Consider the following 22,255-nt stretch of genomic DNA (forward strand, 5'->3'; position numbering starts at 1 on the left):
TTGCAAAAAAAAATTAACTTTTGCCCATTGGCATAAATTATTGAATCATTTCTAGATCAATTATTTAAGAGTTAAACCGGAAAAGCGATTTAAAAAACTGTTTTTGATTTATTTAAACAATATGAAAAGAATAAAAAATTTCACCCCAAAAAAAAAGAAATGATGAGAGAGCTAAGAAAAAAATACATAGAAAATTATAGTGGTTTTCCAAAAGAAATTTGGATTTTGACACTAATAACTTTTATAAACAGAACAGGGACAATGGTAATTCCCTTCCTGTCGAAATACATGAGAGAAAATCTCAATTTCGATTATAATCAAATCGGTTGGGTTATGGTTTGTTTTGGTCTCGGTTCCTTTGTAGGTACCTGGCTAAGCGGTGTGTTATCTGATAAAATTGGATTTTATAAAGTAATGATCGGAAGCCTTTTGGGAAGTGGTCTTATCTTCTTTATGCTGCAATATATAACCTCTTTTCAAGGATTTTGTATCGCTATTCTGTTTTTAACAACTATTGCCGATATGTTTAGACCAGCAATGCTCGTGTCCTTAAACACATATAGCCGAAAAGAAAATAAAACCAGAGCGCTGTCTTTAGTAAGATCAGCAACAAGTCTGGGTTTCCTGTTTGGTCCTCCTTTGGGCGGTCTTATAATTATATTAGTAGGGTATAAATATCTCTTTTATGTAGATGCCGCTACGTGTATTTTGGCCGTTTTAGTTTTTGTTTTGCTGGTCAAAGAAAGAAAATTACCTTTTAAACTTAAATCACACAATATAGGAGTTGACAAATATGCGATATTAAAAGATAGAACTTTTTTAACTCATATGTTTATTTCCCTTATTACAGGAATTATGTATTTCCAGGTATTTACGACATTGACACTTTACCACAAGGAACAATTTAATCTATCAGAAGTCAATAGCGGTTTACTTTTAAGTTTTAGTGGGATATTAACTTTGCTGTTTGAGTTACCGATTGTTAATTATGTCGAAAAAAACAAAATGAATAAACTGAATGTTATCATGGTTGGTCTCTCCTTTATGGTACTTAGTTATATTCTTCTTTTATTAAATGACAAGTGGTATGGAATATTGTATGTAATGATGTTTTTCATGACTCTTGGCGTGATGTTGACTTTTCCATTTTCAAACTCTTTTGCCATGACCCGGTCACACAACAATCAGGAAGGCAGGTACATGTCTGTATTTACAATGAGTTTTAGTCTTGCGCATATATTAAGCGCCAAAACAGGTATGGAAATTGTCGCCTATGCCAGTTACAGGGCTGATTTTATATTTATGAGTTTAATTGGAGTATTCGCTATTACGCTTTGCTACTTTTTGGTTAAAATGGTTGAAAAAGAATCAATAGAGACTAAAATAAAAATAGTGCAATCTATTTTTGTTGACAAAAGCAAGAGTGCTTAATTTACTTTTATACGAAAATGAGTTATAAACTTCTTTTCAATATTTAAATAAATTTTATACTCTTAATATGAAACAAAACTCTCATTTAATATGAAAAAATATATTCTACTAAGTGTCATATTTATTTTTAGTTTTTTTATTCCTTCGAGTATAATTTCACAAAAGCTTTATGGCGGAATTGAAATCGGAAGCAAAGGAGTAAAAATGTCGGTAATAAATGTCCAAAACATAAAAAAAGGAAAATATGAAGTAATTGATTTTTGGACAGAAAATGTGGCCATCGCAAAAGGTATTTCCATAGATGGAAAATTAGCGGACAGTGATATTGAAAGTGCTTTTAATGTAGTAGTGAAAAATTACACCAAAATACTGAATGAATACAAAATTGAAGAGAAAAACATCTTTATAGTGGTTTCCTCAGGAGTTGGAATGGCCAAAAATATAGATATTTTACTGCAGAGACTCCATGTGTTTACTAATATTGATGTTGCAAAAATTTCTGCTGAAACGGAAGCAAAGTTACTCTTAAAAGGATGTATCCCTCCAAAAGAGTATTCAGATTCTTTGATTCTTGACATTGGCGGAGGAAATACTAAAGGCGGATATGTGGAGGAATTCGATATCGATGACATTTTAAAATTTTATCCCATAACATTAGATTTGGGTACCGTAACTTTAACAGAGAAAATAAACAAAAAAGCAAAGACCAGTACAATTGATGAATTTAATGAGCTTTTGTCATCAACCTTACCTGAATTAAAAGAGCAAATACAGGATTTGTACAAACAAAACCCAAAAATTTTCAACAAAAAAAACATGTACATGTCAGGGGGTGCTGTTTGGGCATTCTATACGCTGTATAAAGGAAACAATGTAACAGAAAATTTTAGTTCCTTTAAAATTAGCGATGTTGAAGCTTACAACACTATTATAAAAACGGATTATGCAAAATTTGAAACATTAGCTTCTCAAAACAAAGATGTTGAGAAAGTACTTAAAACCTATTCTCAAAAATACCTGATTGCAGCAAATACATTATTATTGACGTTGCTGGAAAAAATGCCTGCCATTAAATCAAAAGATATCTATTTCACAAAACAAGGACAAATGGCTTGGTTGCTTTCGTATATTGCTGATTCAGCAAAAAAAGCTAAAAATATAAATTAAATATTATTTTTCTAAGCACTATCTGGTCTTAGATAGTTTCGAATCAAAAGTTTTGTAATTGGCAATTTGGACAGTAATACACGGATGATCTATTGTAAACATGAGTCATAAAAAATCCAGTAATGATTTGATTACTGGATTTTTTATGGATTCTTTTTATTCAGTGAAGTCAATCATTAAACATTATCTATAAATAACCTCAAATAATTTTTTGCAAATCCAATTGAGAAGATGGCTTAGCTTTTAATTCTAAAATCCGGTTTTTTTCGCATAGATGCGTTTGCAAAAAGATCTTCATTTTTAAGCTTAATAAACTCAAGACCAAATTGTTTGTCCCGGTACCAATTGTTTATAAGCAAATTCAAGTCTTTGCTTTTAGTTATTCCAATAACCTTAGTGTCATTAATAAGCAGATCTTTTAAAATTATTTTATCCAAATATTCATTGGTAATCGAAATGGTATCCGCAAATACAATGAGTTGACTAAACCCTGATATTACGGAATTGGTTAATGTTAAAAAAGTATTTTCCCTGATTAATATGGCTTCATATTTAAGTCCTTCAATTTCAGGTCCAATATTTTCAGTATGCATCATTGTTATATTGGTCGCATTTACTCGAGTCATTTCTTTCTTACTATCTAAGACTTCTCCTTTTCTTGTATCGACTGTTTCCATTTCGAAACATCTGGAACCATACTTATCTGACAAAAATGGACTTCTAATAGCAATACTGTTAGAGATATTGCATTGAACGCCTTGAGTAAAATCAAAGTCATCATCAGCAGATCGAAAAGATATTAAATGACTGGTATTAATATATCCTCCATAAAACTGAAAAGAATCATCATCGCATGAAGTAACTTGTATGTATTCTAACTTTGTTTTTTTACCCACTCCGGCTAATGACAATCCATTTAGTGGTTTATTAGAAGGTGTTTTTTTTCCTGAAAATTCGATTCGCACATATTTTAAAATACCAGAGTCACTTTCTTTATTCTCTCCGCCATAAAGTGCTTTTTGCGGATCAAGTTCAAAATCCAAAGTACCAATTCCTCCAGTCTTATTAATGGGTGCATCTCCCAAAAGAATAATACCTCCCCAATCACCCGCATTTCGATCTCCCGAGTTTTTGCTGGAAGTAAAAACTATCGGATCAGTTTCTGTACCTTCTGCCATAATTTTGGCTCCTTTTGTAATGACTAATATCGACAAAGTCCGGGTATCGCATCTTATAAGTGTACCAGGCTCAATTGTCAGGGTTGCATTTGAAGCAACATAAACTGTTCCAACCAATATATAAACATTTTCTTTTTTTAAAGTCATGTTTGAAGTAATAACACCAGTTAGTATTATAGAGGCTTCATTATAACTTGTGCCTTTAGGATTGAAGTTAGTCCAAATGTTTAACCAGTTAGCGTCACCGCTTATACCTTTGGTCTGCTGTGCGCTAATCAATATTGTGAAACTAAAAAATGCAAGTAATAGGAATTTCTTTTTCATAACTTCTTTTTCTAAAATTATTTAAAAAAAGGCCAATCATTGAAAGTCAGCCGTTTAATGTTTTAAAATCCATTATATTTTAGCAGCAATTTCTTTTTTGTATTTGTTTAGTATTGCTTTTGTCATTCCCATGTTAGCTTTAGTTGAATCAACTGCAAGATAAATCATATACATGTTGTTATCAGAAACGTCAATAATATGAATTTGAGACGATAAAGTAATCATGATATCTAAAACAACTTGATTTTTTAACCCCAAGGCACTGATTGCATTCAATTTTGCTTTGACCACTTCAAGGTTGAAAGCAGAAGCTAATTCAGGATCAAAATCCGGAACCACAGAAAGTGAGTAGTATGAAATTCCGCTTTGAATTTCTGCAATTGAAACTGCAATAAAACCTGGTGTATTTTTTTCAAGATCTTCTCCAAATTGTTTTAAAAAGTCTGACATAAATTTAGTATTAAATTGTTTTTAATAGTTTTTGCTTTCAACTGCAGCATTAATATTACAAATATATTCCTTAAAACAATTTCAACACTTTTCATTTGAAGATAATTTCTTACTTTTTACTTATTTTTTTTTAAAATTTTCTTTTTAGAGAATACTAAAAAGAAAAGCACTGAAAATCAAATGTTTATATTCTACTATTTTATCACCATCAAGTGGTTATTTTCTAAATAACAAAAACAATCCACATTTAAAAACAATAAATTGATAATCAGCTGTTTATACTATATGATTTTAACCACTGCATGGTGTTAATTATTTTAAATTATTATTTTTTGTCAAATTAAAAATCTAATAATCTGTTAGTTACGAATTAAAAAGGTATTTTTCCCCCTTTGATGGTAAATATCCCAGAACTTATTCATAATCACTATGTAAAAATTAAAAAATATAAAAAACAAAACAGTTGTGCATACCACCGGACTCATCTTCAATCCGCAGCGTCTGCTCAGCAGTCTGAGCTTTGCTATGACCTATAAAATCACTGAAGAACTGCTGCCCGATGCCCATGTGGTTAAACTTTTCAAACTCCTCAAAGTGGAAACTGGAAACTCTGATAAAGATGAAATCTTTTATATGAGCTCTCATACATCTTCGCGCATCAAAGTAAAAAACTTCTTGAATTCGCTGCAATTCTCAGCCAGAGACCTTTCAAGAACAATGCAGATCATTCCGATTGGATTACAGGACTGGAATTCTTCTGCTTCAAACTAAAGAAAGTTAAATATCCCGAGGACGCTATTGCAGCAGCACTTTCAATATTTCCCTAAGCTCTGCAATACTGTTGGGCTTGGATATATATTTTACAGGTGTACTATTGGATTCGGCAGACCACATCCTTATTTACTTCATTTACAGACTCACGGAATATGAGGCAGTCATCATGGTCATCATCAATTAGCAATATATTAGCAGGCAAAGGTGTGCAGTTTGTATGGCGGGAACAATATATAGCAGAACACCTGCTTTCTTCAATGATTGAAGACTTTGACGGCAACAAAATCAACATTGTTCAAAGTAATACCACTATTTAAAATTATATACGAAAATAGTTATAGTGAAAATACTTCTTCTAAAGGAACTTCTTTAAAAAGCAATTCTAAAATTCGGTTTTCTTAACCTTTAATTCTTCTTCTAAATCGTTTAAAATAATTAACTGCATCTTATTCCAAGATTATGCTTACTCATACATTAGAAAATCGTACTCATTACATTTTTTGCATTATAAAAGCCTATTAGTTGGTATTTTTAATAAAGAAATTAAAAACTAGGTAGAAAACTCTAAAATTCTAATCATATGAAAAGCAAAAAAAACTTTACCGGCGCCATCGGTGCGTGGCTGACTGATGAGCTACATCCAGCAAACGCGACCTACAGCTCACCCAACAGCAATTTTAGTTCTATTAAGCTCAACGGGATATACCACACCCTTGATTACCTGAGCATCGGCTGGTTTGGAGTGGATATGAGTAACCCTAGCAGTCCCACCCTGCAAACCAGTAACACATATCTTGCACAACAGGTTTTAGATGCCCGTGCACAAAACCCGGACATCACCATATTTGCTTTACTGGCCTATACCCAAGAAATCACCAACGATCTCCAAACGATCATCAACAACCCCACCCTGCTGACCACTTTTGCGACCAATGTTGCCAACTTTTTGGCTAACAATGACCTCAATGGTTTCGACATAGATTGGGAACAGCCCACGAGCCAACTCTCCCATAATCAATGTGGCCAATGGCTCAACGCATTGGGTAAGGCTTTCGGGGATACCTATTATCTGGCCATTTCGGCGAGTTCTAACCAGTCCGGTAATGTCAAAAACCTGAATGCGGATGCTGTGAATGCCAATGTGGATGTGTTCAATTTGCAAAGTTACTGGGTTAGCGATCCTAGCGTATTTATTGCACACGGTATCAATGCCGATCTATTGGGATTCGGTGCTTATTTAGAAAGTGATGTCACTGCGCTTTATGCTTCTCAGCAATACGCTGCTGGGATTCAGTACCAGAGTAAGCAATACCCCTACCAAACTATGATGAGTTGGCGGCTTGATTCTTCCAACTGGCCTTTCGAGCAAAGTCAGCAACTATTGATGCGGCCATACCTGACCGGCCAACCGGATGTGGTTGTGTTCGACGATGGAGCCATCTTGAATGCACAAACTACTCCTACTATTATCCAAAGTATCGTTATTCGTAGCGGAGATGTTGTAGATGCCATCCAATGTACCAATGCCAGCAGCGACGGCTCGTATGTGGTACAACTATTACAACACGGTGGTGATGGCGGCAATGGGAATAATCCGATCAATCTCACAAATGGCCTCACCGCTTTCAGTTACGTAACAGGCTACTGGTACGGACAGAATGTGGTCGTTCAAATCACCATCAACGGCACAAGTTATCCCGCCACCATTAATCCCAACGTAGTTGATACACAAAATTTTCAGGTGACTGCTCCTGCGGGTAGAACTATTATTGCATTCAGTGGACAAACCTCTTATGTGAATTTGGCAGGCGGAGGTTTCAGTTGGGTGTTATCGCAGATCAACGGAGTATTCGGTTAATGATTTTTTTATTCCCTCTGGTGCTCGTATGCAACGAGTGCCTACATAATATTTAAAAGATAATTGTAGCGTTTGTAACGCGGTCTAATAAAAAAAGGTTCTTAATACGTTTTATTAAGTAGTAAGTATCTAAAAAGCCACATTGCAAACGCTTTGATTTAGTTTATACAAGTAAAGGGGGGGGCTCTGTCGCATCTGTCAGAATCAAATATAACACTTTAAGTAATTTAAAAGTTAGGCCGCCAATTTACAGAATGATTTAAACATAGTTATCCCTGGTTCAATCATCTGATTCTTTCTCAGCATATGCACAACTTCAATTCCGCTCAATGTTCGCCTTGCTGGTTCAAAGCTTTTAAAGCCTAACCCGTTTTGTATCCTCCATTTTATAAAACGATGATCCTGTTCTATAATATTGTTGAGATATTTACACTGCCGGATTTTAATCTTTGAGAATGAACGTTTGTTATAGACTTTGATTGCTGCAGTATTAGAACCGCTTTTATCAATGTTTATTACTCTTGGCCGGCAATTATTAGTAATTGCTTTAATTAGAAAAGACTTAGCGCTCATTTGTTGTCTTTTTCTGCTCAAAAGAAAGTCAACCGTATTACCTAATTTATCTACCGCTCGATATAAATAACACCATATACCTTTTACTTTGATATAGGTCTCATCCAATCTCCAGCTCGTCCCCACTCTGCCTTTTCTCTTCTTCATTTCTAACTGGATGAAAGGTGTAAACTTATAGACCCAGCGTTGAATAGTAGTATGATCAACATGAACTCCGCGCATTATCATGATCTCTTCAACATCCCGATAACTAAGTGTAAATCTTAGTTTGACAGAAATCATCTTTTACCCACCCATTTCTTTTCACCCAATATCCCTCTATTAATCAGATAGATACAATCTATTATTTTGTTCATTGTAGCGGTTTTTACTTTGTTTGGATATGCTCTGAATTTTGTTTGAAAATTCCGTTAGGAATTTTTATTTGTAATCTTTTATTATAAATTTACAACTATCACAAAGGGCCAACTTTAGTTAGAAATCAAAAAAAATATGAAATCAATTCAATCAATCACTTTTATTTTATTATTTATAACACAATTGTGTTTAGCACAAAGTAAGAAAGAAAAACTAGAACAGCTTTTTGAATTTTACAATCAACAAAATCTTTTTAACGGTTCTGTTTTTATTTCTGAAAAAGGAGAAACTTTACTAAATAAAGGTTATGGATTATCAAATGTAGCTTTAAAAAAGGAAAATAACGCTAACAGCATTTTTCAAATATATTCCATTACAAAAACTTTTACAGCAACAGTAATTTTAAAATTAGTAGAAGAAAAGAAACTTTCATTACAGGATAAACTTTCAAAGTTCTATCCGGATTATCCTGATGCAAGGACTATTTCAATTGAAAGTTTGCTAACCCATACCTCTGGAATTTATGAATATACCAGAGGCAATGATATGAAAGACCAAACAGAAAAATCATTTGTTGAATTTCAAAAAACTAAACCTTTGGATTTTCCTGCTGGAACTGATTGGAGTTATTCTAACTCGGGATATTATTTTCTAGGCTATGTAATTGAAAAAGTTACTGGAATAAGTTACGAAAAAGCAGTTGAAAAATACATCTTTAAGCCATTGAAAATGAAGCAAAGTGGTTTCGCTTATAAAAATCTAAAAAGCGAAAATAAAACCATTGGCTATGAGATTTTTTCTGAAAAAGAACAAAAACCATCGATTGTTTATGATCCGCCTATGCCTTTTGCTGCTGGTGGAATATACTCAACTGTTGAAGATTTAAATAAATATTATAATGGACTAAAAAATTACAAGATTATCTCAAAAGAAAGTTTAGAAAAAGCATATACGCCTTTCAAAAACAATTATGGTTATGGTTGGATTACAAGGCGTATGTTTGGAAAAATGACAGTTGGTCATAGTGGTTATGCAGCAGGTTTTTGCAGCAATTTTGTTCAAATTCCCGAAGATGATATCTGCATTATACTGCTTACAAATACAGAAAGAGGTTTAGACACTGCTACTTATGCTATTATGAAAACTTTGTATAATTTGTATAATAAAGATTATAAAATTCCAGTTGTAGCCAACATAAGCTCAGAAACTTTAAAGCAATATGTGGGAACTTATCAAGTAGAAGACAATTTTGTAATTTACCTTACAGTTGAAAACAATAAATTAAAATTGCAAAGTGGAAACGGGCCCACAACTATTCTATATCCTGTAAAAGAAAATTTGTTTTACGCTGAAGAATTAATGGGTGATGTAGTTTTTGAAAGAAACGAGACTTCACAAATAGAGTCATTAAATTTTCATGTAGGAAATCAACTAAAAAAAGCAAAAAAAATATTTCCTTCCTGGGGAATTGCAGGAACTGCCACAGAAAAAGGCTGGGAAGGTCCTGATGCAAAACTTGTTGAAACTGAAACAAAAGGAATTTGGACAATTAAAAATATTACTTTAAAAACAGGAGAGTTTAAATTTCGTTTTAATGACGATTGGACTTTAAATTTTGGAAAAGATATGAGCGACGGAATAATGCCAAAAGGAAATAATATAGAAATTTTAACAGGCGTTTATGATATTACTTTGGACATAACTGATTACGAAAAACCAAAATACAAAATCTTCAAGAAAAGTTAAAAAACAGCCTACAACTGCTAAAGGATTCGTTGCCGTGCGTAGCACGAATATTAAGCCTCTAGACTACATACAAACCGCTTCAAAACAAAAAAAGAGACAACCAGCAAATAGTTGTCTCTTTTTTTATACACAAATTTGTAGATTTTTCAAGCCTTTACATCCACATTTGCGTTTCGATTTTTTCGCAAGGAATTCTTAATCTGCTTGAAATAAAAAGTCCTAAAGTGGCATTATTAGAGATTTAATCGAAGCCGGACGATGGTTCGAAACACGCTGTCTCGACTACCGTTTTAATCTAATAAAAGATTTGAAAATGAATTGTTCTAAAATGAAACTACTTACCTTGTCTAATTAAAGAAAATACATGAAAACCAATTCCTAAACAAATAGAAAATAATGCTCTATACCAAGGAATTATTCCTGTACTAACTAATTGTATAGTGCCAACTATAAAAAGTGGTATATAAAAAAGTACGGCAGTTATAATTCCTGGAGAATAACTTTTTAATTTAAAAACTCCCCAAATATGAAAACACGCATTGGCCATAAGAATAGCGGCCACGTCGTACCAGATACTGTGTCCCAGCTTGGTGTCTCCAAAATGAATCGAAAAAGCAATGGCGCACATCATAAAAGTGTTAATCCAGACTAAAAATCCGCCGTTATTTTTTTTAACTTTTTTAGGAGGAACGAGTCTTGCATACCAGTCAGCAAAACCTCCTGGAAATAAAAAATTCTTCAGTAACATGCAGCATAGCTGCCACTGCTAATAAAAGTGTTAGTGTTGAAAATGTTATCATGTTATCTTATTTAATGTTCTGGCAGCAAAGTTCCAGAATCATCAAAACCTAGACGATAACAATTGTTAATTAATTAATCACTTTCTGTTTCGTATTCTGCTCAATGATACAGAAGTAATCCCTAAATAAGAAGCAATATAGTGCTGGGGAACCCTTCTTATAATTTCAGGAAATTCCCGAAGCATCTCCTTGTAACGTTCTTCGGGAGTATTTTTAATCTGCGATACCATACGTTTCTGATACGATAATAATGACTGCTGTATGTAACGGTAGTAAAATTCTCTGACATGCGGCAACTGCTCTATTTTCTTTTTAAAATCGGCTGTACTTATACTGTATAAGATTACGGGCTCGATAGTTTCTATAGCATACCAGCTTTTCTCTCCAGAAATAATACTTTCTATAGAAGCTATAAAACCTCCCTCAAAAAGAAACTGGACTGTAATTTCTTTTCCTTCATGATGTAACCACACCCGTGCGGCGCCATTTTCAATATAATAAATATTCTGCGCTACAGTTCCTTCATTTACAAGCAGTGTCTTCGCTGGAAATTCGCGTCTTTCAAATATCTCTTTTAGTTTCTGTATTGATTCGGCTTGTGATTTCATTACTTATGCTTTTTTTGTCTCCGATCGTACATGCGGCTTGTAAATTTACGATTAAGTAAACAATAAATCAATTAGATGCAATGTAATTACTGCTCGACTGAGGTTGAAAATTGATTAACTCCCTACCAGCTGTATTTTAAAATCAATCTGGCATTGAAAGAAGTTCCCGCGGTAAAATGAATTTCTTCTACCGGATCAGTTTCTTTAACAATTAAGCCAGCATCTTTTTAGTACGCTGCACTATCTCAAATCAATCACATATCGCTTCTCTAAAGATAAAATCTCTATTTTCTCTCATTACCACATCCTACAAAAGTTTAATTATCTATAAAAACAAACATAAATAGCATAATTATCTTATATTGATCAATACTTAGATTTATTAACCTTTTATTTTGAAATTTGCAATACAAAATAACTACAACCAACTAATTAAAAGCGGTCATCTTAGAAGATTCAATAATAAAAGAAATATATGGAAAACACTCACAATACAATCAAGAATGATTTTGTGTTCACCCTAAAGAGCACTTGTTTAGATGAAAACTATCACCCCTCAAGTGAAACGCGTCTGACAACCAACTTTGCAAATCTGGCTAGAGGAGCTAATCGCCAGCAAAACTTGCGTAATGCCTTAAATATGATCAACAATCGATTTAATGCATTGGCTCATTTGGATAATCCAAAAGCGGACCGGTACCTTGTAGAACTTGAAATCATCACAGTAACGATGAGTATTGATGATAAAAATAGCATTAACAGCCTGCCGTTGATTGAAGTTTTAAAAACGAATATTTTTGACCGTAAAACTGGCCAGCGTATCGAAGGTATTGCCGGGAATAATTTTTCTTCTTACGTACGCGATTATGATTTCAGTATTTTATTGATCGAGCATAATAAAGATAAACCTAATTTTTGTATTCCTGAAAATTTTGGTGACCTGCACGGAAAACTTTATAAGTGCTTTGTGAGTTCAACTACCTATAAAGAGCACTTTAAGATGTCACCGATCATTTGTCTAAGTGTATCTGGCAACAAAACTTATACCCGCACTGATTATCAGCATCCGGTTCTGGGTTTTGAGTATCTGCAGAATGAGTATTCTATTACGGATGAATATTTCTCCAAAATGGGCTTAAAAGTTCGTTTTTTCATGCCTGCGAACAGTGTGGCACCGATGGCTTTTTATCATTCGGGAGATCTACTTGCTGATTATACCGATCTTGGACTAATCAGCTCAATCAGCACCATGGAAACTTTCCAGAAGATTTACCGCCCTGAAATTTACAATGCAAATTCAGTGGCTGGGAAAATCTATAAACCTAGTCTTAAACACGAAGATTATTCACTGACCCGCGTTGATTATGACCGCGAAGAGCGCAGCCGACTGGCTGTTGAACAGGGTAAATATGCTGAAGAGCATTTCATTACCCCTTACAAAAGTATCTTGGAACAGTGGTCTGCTAATTTCACTCTTTAATTAATCAAAAATATTATAACTACTGCATTATGAAGAAAATAGTATTGCCCACCTCAATTGTTGGAAGTTTACCTAAACCAGCTTGGCTTGCACCACCCGAAAAACTTTGGTCTCCTTGGAAATTAGAAGGCGATCAGCTGCTTGAAGGGAAACAAGATGCTTTGCGCATTACATTGCAGGAACAGCAATTAGCAGGCTTAGATATCGTTTGTGATGGTGAGCAGACACGCCAGCATTTTGTAACCACTTTTATCGAACATTTAAGCGGTGTCGATTTTGAGAATCGTAAAATCGTAAAAATCCGTGACCGTTATGACGCGAGTGTTCCTATGGTTGTAGGTGACGTTGCACGTCAGAAAGCAGTGTTTGTCGAAGATGCCAAATTTTTACGCAAACTGACTGATAAGCCTATAAAATGGGCATTACCAGGACCGCTTACCATGGTAGATACATTGTATGACGACCATTACAAAAGCCGGGAAAAATTGGCGTGGGAATTTGCGAAAGCACTCAATGAAGAAGCAAGAGAACTTCAGGATGCAGGGGTAGATATTATCCAGTTTGATGAACCTGCGTTTAATGTGTTCTTTGATGAAGTAAACGATTGGGGAATGGCAGCATTAGAAAGAGCCATAGAAGGCTTAAAGTGCCAGACTGCAGTGCATATATGCTACGGCTATGGGATAAAAGCGAATACTGATTGGAAAAATTCATTAGGCTCGGAGTGGCGACAATACGAAGAAATTTTCCCGAAAATTCAAAAGTCTAAAATTGATATTGTGTCATTAGAGTGCCATAACTCAAAAGTGCCTTTGAATTTAATAGAACTGGTTCGCGGAAAAAAAGTAATGGTTGGGGCAATTGATGTGGCAACCAATACTATCGAAACACCTGAAGAAGTAGCTGATACCCTTCGTAAAACGCTTGAATTTGTAGATGCCGAAAATCTTTATCCTTCGACAAACTGCGGTATGGCTCCGTTATCTCGTACTGTAGCAATATGTAAGTTAAATGCTTTAAGCGCAGGAGCAGAAATTATACGCAGAGAATTTGCGATTTAGTTATAAAAATCTATTAATTGGAAAATGTATCCTTGTGATCCCTCAGTCCGTAGAGTTTAGCGAAGTAACTCTGCGGACTATAAATTTAGAAACTACCGCCTCTTCACACATTCGTACAAAAAAAACTTCAATCAAATGTCAATATTCTTAGGGGTTAAGCTCCTTAAATTACATTTTCAAGAAAACTTCCATTATCCACCAAATTGGTTTTTAAAAATAAAATTCACATAAGCTTGCTTATTACAAGTGGAGTTAATTATCTAATCCTTATCGTAACGACAATTAGACAATAACAACCGATCTTCACCCTTATTTTATGGCAGAGAGCCAGCAAAAGTTTAGCCTCATTCTTTACCGAAAAAGATTAAGGAAGCACTGAACATAAATAAAAATTATTCTTCTTTTCGTCTAGCCATACGCTGGGCGATGATGCTCGCTGCAATCAATTGCAGCGCATGATAAAGCATGAGCGGCAAAAGTACGATGCCTGTAATGGAACTGTGCTGAAAGAGCACTTTTGACATGACCGTGCCGTGTACCAATGACTTTTTAGATCCGCAAAACAAAACAGTAATACGATCCTCATCTGAAAAGCCAAATAAGCGACTGAATAGTCCCACACAAAGGAATACAGCAAAAAACAAGGCCATCATCCCTGTGGTTAGTCCGGCAAGTTCAAGGGCGGTGAAACCTTCAAAAAGATGCTGGGAGAATGACTTGCAAAACGACGTGTAAATGATGGTCAGGATAATTCCTTGATCGAAATATTTGAGTTGTTTCTTGTATTTTTCGGCAATGGTGCCAAAACGGGAGTTCAAGCTGATGCCGATAATAACAGGCAGCAGTACTTGTAGAATCAGCTTTATAAAGATATCAGTGGCATCGAAGCCACCTGTTGCAGAAGCGATGAACAGCCCAACCCAGAGCGGTGTCACCACTACCCCAATCAGACTGGAAATACTCGCATTGAAAATGGCCGCTGAAATGTTGCCCCTAGCGATGGAAACCATCACTACAGAAGAGGAAACCGTAGAAGGTAACGCCGCCAGAAAAAATACGCCTAACCAAAGCAGCTCAAAGCCGTTGTTCACAAACAATGGTCGAAATGCCAAAACGATGAGCGGAAAAAACAAAAAGGTAGTCAGCTGCACGACAATGTGCATTTTCCAATTAGCGAGTCCGGATTTTAGTTTCTCAACACTCAGGCGCAAGCCATAAAACAGGAAAATAAACGACACGCCTGCATTGGCAATCTCTTCTAGTGAAACAGGTTCTTTTACCATGCCTGGCTGGGGCAGAAAATAAGCCAACAGAATCATGGTTGCTATCATTAACAAGAAACCGTCCAAACCTGCTTTACTTAATACTTTTAATAATTTCTTCAATGTGAATGTGATTTTAATATATTCCTCCATTTAAACAAACTGAAATTTTTCTCAGTTCAATTCTCTACGCAAAGTTATCTTATATAACTAAAAAAGCTATTCAATACTCTCACTTAGGAGAATTCAGCTGTTTTACCACACATAAAAAGTATTATTTACTTTTTTAAATGTATTTTTGAAACTTAAAAAGATTTTTATTCTATGGAAGAACTCGATACAACCGATCTGCTTTTACTGAAAATATTGGGAAACAACTCAAGCTATACCATCAAGGAACTTGCAGCGCAGGTAAATCTTTCGCCAACTCCTGTGCTTCAGCGTGTAAAAAGGCTGGAAAATAATGGTTATATCAAGAAATATATTGCCTTAATTGACCATGAGAAATTTGGCCATGGATTTATTGTTTTCTGTAATATAAAACTCAAACAGCATGACCGCAACATCGGTAACAGTTTTGTAGAGGATATTATGAAAATTGACGAAGTGGTGGAATGTTATAATATTTCTGGTGATTATGACTTCATTCTGAAAGTATTCGCCAAGGACATGAAACATTATCAGAATTTTGTCTTTAATAAATTGGGATCTGTTACAAGTATTGGCAGTACGCAGAGCACTTTTGTAATGTCAGAAATCAAAAACCAGCATAATATCAATCTATAAAATTCATTGCGGTTAAAAATACTATCTGTAATGACATCAGCAGATCTTCAAGAAATTAAAAAAGTAAGCAATAAATTGCAGGTTTTAAACCCGAATCTGAGACCAATAAAAAAACAGCCCAAAGGCTGTTTTACTTTTATGTGATACTGCTATAAATCGTTACTAATCTGTAAATGTATCAAGCAATAATTAACAACTAAGACATCTGGTGCCAAAAGAAACATTAAAAAAATCAATCATAGATGGCGACAATTGAATTTACTTTGATATACTCTGTTTTCCTCTTTTGTTTTCTTACCAGAAAAACCGTGTAAGAAGCAAAATAATTAACTAGTAAATAAACTAGTTTCGAATCATTTTACTTTTATTTTCTTTTTTTATCACACTCAAAAAATTAAGCAAAATTGTCACTCCATTAAAGTAAAAATTGGTTTATATCTTTATGGTATTTGAAAAAAACATCAGAAAAATAGAGCCTAATTAAAGAAGGGTTCGAATATATAAAAACTTAAATTACTTTATCTTTTCTACATCGCTTGGTTTCCATGTTTTATCAAAAAAGGCCTTTGTTGGTCCGTAAATGCGTAAAATCACAAAAAAGCCTTTATTTGGAATCGTCTTTATCCAGTTTTTACCACTGCCGGGACTTTCTGGACCTGCATAGATATCAATTGATCCATCCTGATTAGTAACTGGCTTATCCATAGCATTAATAGATGGAAAAGGCTGACCGTTATCTAGACCAGAAGCAGTAATAGGATCATACAAAGTAACCGACCAAAATAAAGCCGCCGGAATACCTTTCGGTAAATTCACTTTATACAAATGATCGCCATCAAGGAAATTACCTTCTTTATCAACGAAAGTAACCGGATACTTAGCCCCAACATTTTCCATATTCACTGCCATAGCAGGGCTTGCAGAATAAGCAAATGTAAAGAAACCCGTTCGAGGATCTATAAAATTAAAATCGGTTGATGTAAATGTAGGATTGCCAGGAAATACATTCAGCCATTTTCGATCATCGTACCAAGCCCCGTTTGGCACAATAGTTTGTGGAGAATAAGAAATGGCATGCCCCATACGAAAGGCAGTTTTCGCAGCTTTATCCAACAATTCTTTTGTTTCTGCATTGGGATTAAAGGGCTTGTTTTTTAAAATACCTATTGCGGCGGCCATACCACGCATTTCCATATCGGCAGGATCAGCATATTCGCTGTTAATAAATCGGCTCAACATCTCAAACGCTTTTCCATCCTGAGGATATAACATATTAATTGGCACGTTAGAGCCATTAGGAAACTGCATTGTTTTGGCACTAGCCTCTTTTCCCAGCGGATAAATTTTCAGCTGTTCCATTACCTTTACTGGTTCTTCCAGCTGTTTGGGATCTTTAAAAAAGCCGCGGAGGAAAACAAAAACATTATACGTACGGGAGCGATATGGGTAATATCCTGTCGGTAAAGTGCCTTTGTAATCGGGCGGTAGTAAAAGATATTTACCTCCTTTGCCTTTATCAGGACCGGGCAATCCAATGTCACCAGCCCAGATTCGGCCCTCAATTGGAATTTCGGAAGCTACCGGCCTTTGGAAAAAATCATCTAAAATACCCTGCATGCCTGGAGGAACATCTAATACTAAAGGTGCATCTTTCTTCAAATCAATATATCCCATTCCATAAATTACATCCGAATTTGGCGTGGTAATAAGGGTCTTGGCATTAAGTCTTTGTTTCCAAATCGGCACAATATTATAACCCGCACCAAATTGCTTTTCCGAAGCTTCTTTCATTGAATAAATATTTAATGCAGGAAGAGCCCAAATATAAGTTTGCACTGCACGCTGGAATAATAATTCATTCTGTAAGGATCTAATACCATCTTTTGACGGAAAACCTTTTGTGAAAGGGATATTGGATAAAGCAGCATAATGATCAGAAGATTTTTCATCCTTTTTATTCTCTTTACAAGCTGTTAACAAACAAATTACAAGCAATGATAAAATAACTTTTTTCATAATTTTATGATTGAATAATTATCGGATAATGTTATTTCTTATAACTACTAGAAAATAAATTACTTCTTTATTTTTTCTAAGATTTTAAATTAACCTTCACCTCTCCTATTTTACCTTGAAACGTAAACGGTACTTCATAATCTCGGGTTACAGGAGTACCAAAATCTTCTCCAACATCCAAAGTTTCATCAGATGAAAAACGTTTTGGAACTGTTTTAGGAATATCACCTTTTGCTACTTCTTTTCCGTCTACCATCAAACTTACTTTTGCGGCTTTACCCGCGCCTCCACCTGAATAATCAAAATTCATTACAATGGTGTGTTTTCCAGCGCTCAAAGCTGTCGGAGATTGAATTGTCCATTTGTGATTAGGGTAATGTGAAAAAGCATAAGTAAATGTCGGTTTACCTTTTAGGAGCATCAATGCTGTCCCTCCAAAATAGCCCCCCTGTGTCATGATCATTCCCTCATCTCCTGCTTTTACTTCGATACTAGCGGTAAGGCTGTACGAAGTATTTTTCATATTGGGAGCCATACCTTCTGTGATACGTGATACTCCATTGTGATACACAAATTCAGTTCTTCCTTTATTAAAATTAGGCCTATTCTCTGGGTTAAGTCTTTCAATGTAACGATCATCTAATGGAAAAACTTCATATTTTGATGCTTCAGTCACGAATACTTTTTGCAATTCTTTCAGCTTTTCTGGGTTTTTAGCGGCAATATTATCAGTCTGCGAAAAATCAGTATTAAGATTATAGAGTTCCCATTTATAATCATTCATTGGATCTTTTGATGCCGGGTGATTTCCTTCCCAAGGTAGAATTTTTGGTGTTGTACTTGCTATCCAACCGTCTTTATATATGGCTCTGTTACCAATGATTTCAAAATATTGCGTTGTATGTTTTTCTGGAGCTTTGGCATTATCGAAAGTATATTCAAGACTTGTTCCAGCCATGGGTTCTTGTTTAAATCCGTCTACAGTTTCTGGTATTGGCAGATTCGCAGCTTCCAGAATAGTGGGAACAATATCTGTAATATGTGTAAACTGACTGCGGATTTGTCCTGTCTGCTTAATTTTTGCAGGCCATGAAATAACCATTCCTGTACGGCTTCCGCCTAAATGGGAGGCAATTTTTTTGTCCCACTGATAAGGCGTATTCATAGCGTGAGCCCAGCTTTGAGAATAATGTTCTGCCATCCAAGGTCCTCCAAATTCATCCAAGTTTTTCAGCATAAATTCTTCGGTATCGACTTCTCCGTTTACCATAATACCAATTTCGCTGGTTAATCCATGTCCTGTAGGATCTTCGGCACTTGCTCCGTTATCTCCCATTATATAGATAATAAGCGTATTATCAAGCTCACCCATATCTTTAATGGACTGAATCACTCTTCCGATCTGATAATCGCTGTACGATAATTGAGCCCCATAAACTTCCATTTCTCTTGCTACAATTTTTTTCATATTAGGAGAAAGTGCATCCCATTTTTGGTATTCGGCTGGAGTTGGAGCTAATTTCGCATCTTTAGGAATAATACCTAATTCTTTCTGCTTTTCAAACGTCATCTGACGTTGTTTTTCAAATCCATAATCAAATTTCCCTTTGTATTTTGCAATCCATTCTTTAGGAGCTTGATGTGGCGCGTGTGCTGTTCCTGGTGTGTAATACACAAAGAACGGTTTATTCGGAGATACCGCTTTCTGTGTTTCAATCCATTTGATAGTATGATTTGCTAAATCTTTATCTAAAATATAATCTTTATCTACTTTTCCGTCAACGATATATGGATCTACGGGTTTTGTATTTTCCATTAAGGCTGGTCGAAATTGATGAGCATCGGCACCAAGGAAACCATAAAAATGCTCAAAACCTAAACCAGTCGGCCATAAATTAAACGGACCAGCAGGCGTAGTCTGCCAATCTGGAACATTATGGTTTTTACCAAACCAAGAAGTTCCGTACCCGTTATCTGTTAGAATTTTTCCTATTGAAGCGACACTTCTAGGAACCAAACTATTGTATCCCGGATATGGCGTAGAAAATTCCATTATAATTCCCGTTGCTGCAGTATGATGGTTTCTTCCTGTTATTAACGCAGCTCTTGAAGAAGAACAAACCGCTGTAGTATGAAAACGATTATAAGTAAGTCCCGTTTTTGAAAGATTGTCAAAAACTGGTGTGGGAACAGGTCCTCCAAATGTGGAACTGGCTCCATACCCAACATCGTCGATCATGATTAATAAAACATTTGGAGCTCCCTGTGGTGCACTAATTTCCTTTGGCCACTCTATGGGATCGGAGTCCTTAATTGTAGGAGCAATTTTTCCTAATTTTTGATACGGTTCAATCGGAAGATTTTTTCTGTCCGGCCAGTTTCCATTTTCTTTTTCCTGCGCGTTCATTATTCCACAAGAAAACAATAAAAATATCCCAATACATAAGTGCTTGTAATGTCTCATACTTTTCTAATTTTAAAATGATAATTAAAATTAGTTTTTATGATTAGTTCAAGTACCTGATTTTTTCTTTATGATGTTTCATATTATAATTTGCAACCAATTTAACTTCGTTTTTCATTCAAAAAATAAAGTAAAAACTAAGTATTAATAGTATTTTACAAATCAAGGTTTGAAGTTTCAAGCAGCAATATTAAATATTTGTATAAACTAAAAAAGCCGTCAAACCAAAAATGACATGAGCAAAAAACAATTGAAGATAATAACCTTTGTCTGATGCTTTTTTGTAAAACCCGGAAAATCTGAACATGATAATCCATGAAATGATTCCAATTATACCGCAAACGGCTCCCATATATAAGCCGCTTAAAATAGTGAGAGGTACAATTTTATTATCCCATAACAGGTAGTAACCGAAAACAAAAATAAAACCTATTATATAATGAATAACCCACGCATAAATACTTTGTAAAAATTCGGAAACAGTAATATTACATCTATCAAGGATTAATTTGAGTAAAACTGGTTCCTTATACAACTTTTTAAAGTTTTCAGAAATTAAATAGCTGAATAAAGTCATTGCAGAGGTAGAAATTATCGTTGTAATTAAAAGTCGTATAATCATATCGATATATTTTAATAATTTTTAATCTGTTATAAAAAATTTTGTATTTAGTTTAAAAACAGCAAATTGAGTATGTCATTAGATATTTACTTCTTTTTATTCTTTTTGTACTCCTTCATTCTCTTTTTCGCTCCATCATCAACACCTCGGCCTTCTGGAATTGGTTCATAGATAGAACCTTTTGTATTTGGCGTTTCAGGTCCTGTTTCAATCATGTATTTTTCGACCATATTGCCTCCGAGATGTTCAGAAAGCCTAGGAAATACATTTGCGCTGAATGATGAAACTTGCGCCTTCCATCCTACTGGGACGATTTTTTTTGGACGCAGTGATTTTCTTAAAACGGCATTAACGATTTTTTGAGGTTCATCCATCATGGCCATTTTCGGTTCTACGCCTGTGTAATTGGCTGCATGTTTCCAAATAGGCGTATCAACTGCCCAAGGCTCAATCGTAACCACTTTAATTTTATCATATCCGTTAAGGCGAAGTTCTTGAGAAAGAGCGAGATCTAAACTTCGTATACCAGCTTTAGTCGCAGAATAACCGCTCTGATAAGCAAGCGGAATTTCTCCCATAACCGATGCAACATTAATCAGCACGCCTTCTTTCTGTTTTATAAAAAGATCAACTGCTGTTCTGCTGGCATAGAAAAAACCTTTTAGATTGACATCGATCACTCGCATCTGATCTTCAATCGGTACTTCCCAAAAACGTCCTATTGCCGTCACTCCTGCCATGTTAATCCATACATCAACTTTGGAGAATTCTTTTAAAGCTGCTGCTTTTAATCTTTGCAAATCTTCTTCTTTACTAATATCCATTGTAACAACTACGGCATTGCCTCCAGATTTGCGTATGGTATCAGCGACTTCTTCTAAAAGATCGGTACGTCTTGCGGCAAGAACAACATTGGCTTTGTATTTTCCAAGCTGTTGTGCTATTCCACGTCCCATTCCGCTGGAAGCGCCAATAATGACATATGTTTTAGCCGAAATTTTCTTCTGACCAGAAGCACCAACTTTCCATGTAGTACAGCTTGCGGTTAAAACAGAAATGAAGCATAAAATAAAAAGTGATTTTAAAATCGTAAGTGTAGAACTGACTTTCATATTTCTTGATGTAATTAAATTGAATTGTATTAATGAAAATACAATCAATTCGTTTCTTTAACTTATATGATTCGATACTCCAAGTTGTAAAATTCCAATTTATAACCAATTCATTTATAACAAATTATATTCTGAACTCCTCATATTATGTAAAAGCACGGCATAATAATATAAAACTCTGATTAT

The 22,255-nt window shown here is 34.9% G+C and carries 18 protein-coding genes; 8 read left to right on the plus strand and 10 right to left on the minus strand.

Going from position 1 to position 22,255, the window contains the following annotated elements; translation table 11 throughout:
* Positions 1-159: 159 nt before the first annotated feature.
* Positions 160-1,431 carry an MFS transporter gene (locus ACFSC2_RS21710; RefSeq protein ID WP_379813191.1) on the plus strand — a complete coding sequence of 424 codons (1,272 nt, stop codon included), beginning with the start codon at positions 160-162 and terminating at the stop codon, positions 1,429-1,431.
* A 90-nt stretch (positions 1,432-1,521) separates the two neighbouring features.
* Positions 1,522-2,598: a Ppx/GppA phosphatase family protein gene (locus ACFSC2_RS21715; protein WP_379813192.1), complete on the plus strand. Its 1,077-nt coding sequence runs from the start codon at positions 1,522-1,524 to the stop codon at positions 2,596-2,598.
* 236 nt (positions 2,599-2,834) lie between these two features.
* Here ACFSC2_RS21715 and ACFSC2_RS21720 read toward each other — a convergent pair whose 3' ends face one another.
* Positions 2,835-4,100: a hypothetical protein gene (locus ACFSC2_RS21720; RefSeq protein WP_379813193.1), complete on the minus strand. Its 1,266-nt coding sequence runs from the start codon at positions 4,098-4,100 to the stop codon at positions 2,835-2,837.
* Between the two features lie 72 nt (positions 4,101-4,172).
* Positions 4,173-4,550 (minus strand): hypothetical protein, encoded by a 378-nt coding sequence (locus ACFSC2_RS21725; protein ID WP_379813194.1) that lies wholly within the window; start codon positions 4,548-4,550, stop codon positions 4,173-4,175.
* Positions 4,551-5,015: 465 nt separating this feature from the next.
* Here ACFSC2_RS21725 and ACFSC2_RS21730 point away from each other — a divergent pair, with 465 nt between their 5' ends.
* Positions 5,016-5,321: a hypothetical protein gene (locus ACFSC2_RS21730; RefSeq protein ID WP_379813195.1), complete on the plus strand. Its 306-nt coding sequence runs from the start codon at positions 5,016-5,018 to the stop codon at positions 5,319-5,321.
* A gap of 583 nt (positions 5,322-5,904) precedes the next feature.
* Positions 5,905-7,182, plus strand: coding sequence for a glycosyl hydrolase family 18 protein (locus ACFSC2_RS21735; protein WP_379813196.1), 1,278 nt, complete (start codon positions 5,905-5,907; stop codon positions 7,180-7,182).
* Between the two features lie 234 nt (positions 7,183-7,416).
* Here ACFSC2_RS21735 and ACFSC2_RS21740 read toward each other — a convergent pair whose 3' ends face one another.
* Complete coding sequence (locus tag ACFSC2_RS21740; RefSeq protein WP_379813197.1) at positions 7,417-8,037, minus strand: IS6 family transposase; 621 nt, start codon at positions 8,035-8,037, stop codon at positions 7,417-7,419.
* Positions 8,038-8,247: 210 nt separating this feature from the next.
* On the opposite strand from ACFSC2_RS21740, the gene ACFSC2_RS21745 reads away from it, so the two are divergent.
* A complete protein-coding gene (locus ACFSC2_RS21745; RefSeq protein ID WP_379813198.1) occupies positions 8,248-9,858 on the plus strand; it encodes a serine hydrolase in 1,611 nt (536 codons plus the stop codon).
* Between the two features lie 334 nt (positions 9,859-10,192).
* Here ACFSC2_RS21745 and ACFSC2_RS21750 read toward each other — a convergent pair whose 3' ends face one another.
* Together ACFSC2_RS21750 and ACFSC2_RS21755 are read right to left on the minus strand one after the other, a co-directional pair.
* Positions 10,193-10,606, minus strand: coding sequence for an HXXEE domain-containing protein (locus ACFSC2_RS21750; RefSeq protein ID WP_379813199.1), 414 nt, complete (start codon positions 10,604-10,606; stop codon positions 10,193-10,195).
* Positions 10,607-10,735: 129 nt separating this feature from the next.
* Positions 10,736-11,266, minus strand: a complete 531-nt coding sequence (locus ACFSC2_RS21755) for a Crp/Fnr family transcriptional regulator (protein WP_379813200.1) — start codon at positions 11,264-11,266, stop codon at positions 10,736-10,738.
* Positions 11,267-11,741: 475 nt separating this feature from the next.
* Here ACFSC2_RS21755 and ACFSC2_RS21760 point away from each other — a divergent pair, with 475 nt between their 5' ends.
* On the plus strand, positions 11,742-12,746 hold the full coding sequence (locus ACFSC2_RS21760; protein ID WP_379813201.1) for a DUF1852 domain-containing protein: 1,005 nt from the start codon (positions 11,742-11,744) through the stop codon (positions 12,744-12,746).
* A 29-nt stretch (positions 12,747-12,775) separates the two neighbouring features.
* The gene (locus tag ACFSC2_RS21765; protein ID WP_379813202.1) at positions 12,776-13,807 is read left to right on the plus strand and encodes a methionine synthase; all 1,032 of its coding nucleotides are present in this window, start codon (positions 12,776-12,778) and stop codon (positions 13,805-13,807) included.
* 392 nt (positions 13,808-14,199) lie between these two features.
* Here ACFSC2_RS21765 and ACFSC2_RS21770 read toward each other — a convergent pair whose 3' ends face one another.
* Positions 14,200-15,192, minus strand: a complete 993-nt coding sequence (locus tag ACFSC2_RS21770) for a bile acid:sodium symporter family protein (protein ID WP_379813203.1) — start codon at positions 15,190-15,192, stop codon at positions 14,200-14,202.
* Positions 15,193-15,393: 201 nt separating this feature from the next.
* Between ACFSC2_RS21770 and ACFSC2_RS21775 the strand changes: the two genes are divergently transcribed.
* A complete protein-coding gene (locus ACFSC2_RS21775) occupies positions 15,394-15,855 on the plus strand; it encodes an Lrp/AsnC family transcriptional regulator (protein WP_379813204.1) in 462 nt (153 codons plus the stop codon).
* A 513-nt stretch (positions 15,856-16,368) separates the two neighbouring features.
* Here the strand turns inward: ACFSC2_RS21775 and ACFSC2_RS21780 are convergent.
* From ACFSC2_RS21780 to ACFSC2_RS21795, 4 genes are all read right to left on the minus strand, one after another.
* The gene (locus tag ACFSC2_RS21780; RefSeq protein WP_379813205.1) at positions 16,369-17,871 is read right to left on the minus strand and encodes a DUF1254 domain-containing protein; all 1,503 of its coding nucleotides are present in this window, start codon (positions 17,869-17,871) and stop codon (positions 16,369-16,371) included.
* Positions 17,872-17,947: 76 nt separating this feature from the next.
* Positions 17,948-20,335, minus strand: coding sequence for an arylsulfatase (locus tag ACFSC2_RS21785; protein WP_379813206.1), 2,388 nt, complete (start codon positions 20,333-20,335; stop codon positions 17,948-17,950).
* Positions 20,336-20,525: 190 nt separating this feature from the next.
* A complete protein-coding gene (locus ACFSC2_RS21790) occupies positions 20,526-20,957 on the minus strand; it encodes a hypothetical protein (RefSeq protein WP_379813207.1) in 432 nt (143 codons plus the stop codon).
* Between the two features lie 86 nt (positions 20,958-21,043).
* Positions 21,044-22,069 (minus strand): SDR family NAD(P)-dependent oxidoreductase, encoded by a 1,026-nt coding sequence (locus ACFSC2_RS21795; protein ID WP_379813208.1) that lies wholly within the window; start codon positions 22,067-22,069, stop codon positions 21,044-21,046.
* Positions 22,070-22,255: the final 186 nt, after the last annotated feature.

It is taken from the genome of Flavobacterium artemisiae, assembly GCF_042678225.1.
Classification (GTDB): Bacteria; Bacteroidota; Bacteroidia; order Flavobacteriales; family Flavobacteriaceae; genus Flavobacterium; species Flavobacterium artemisiae.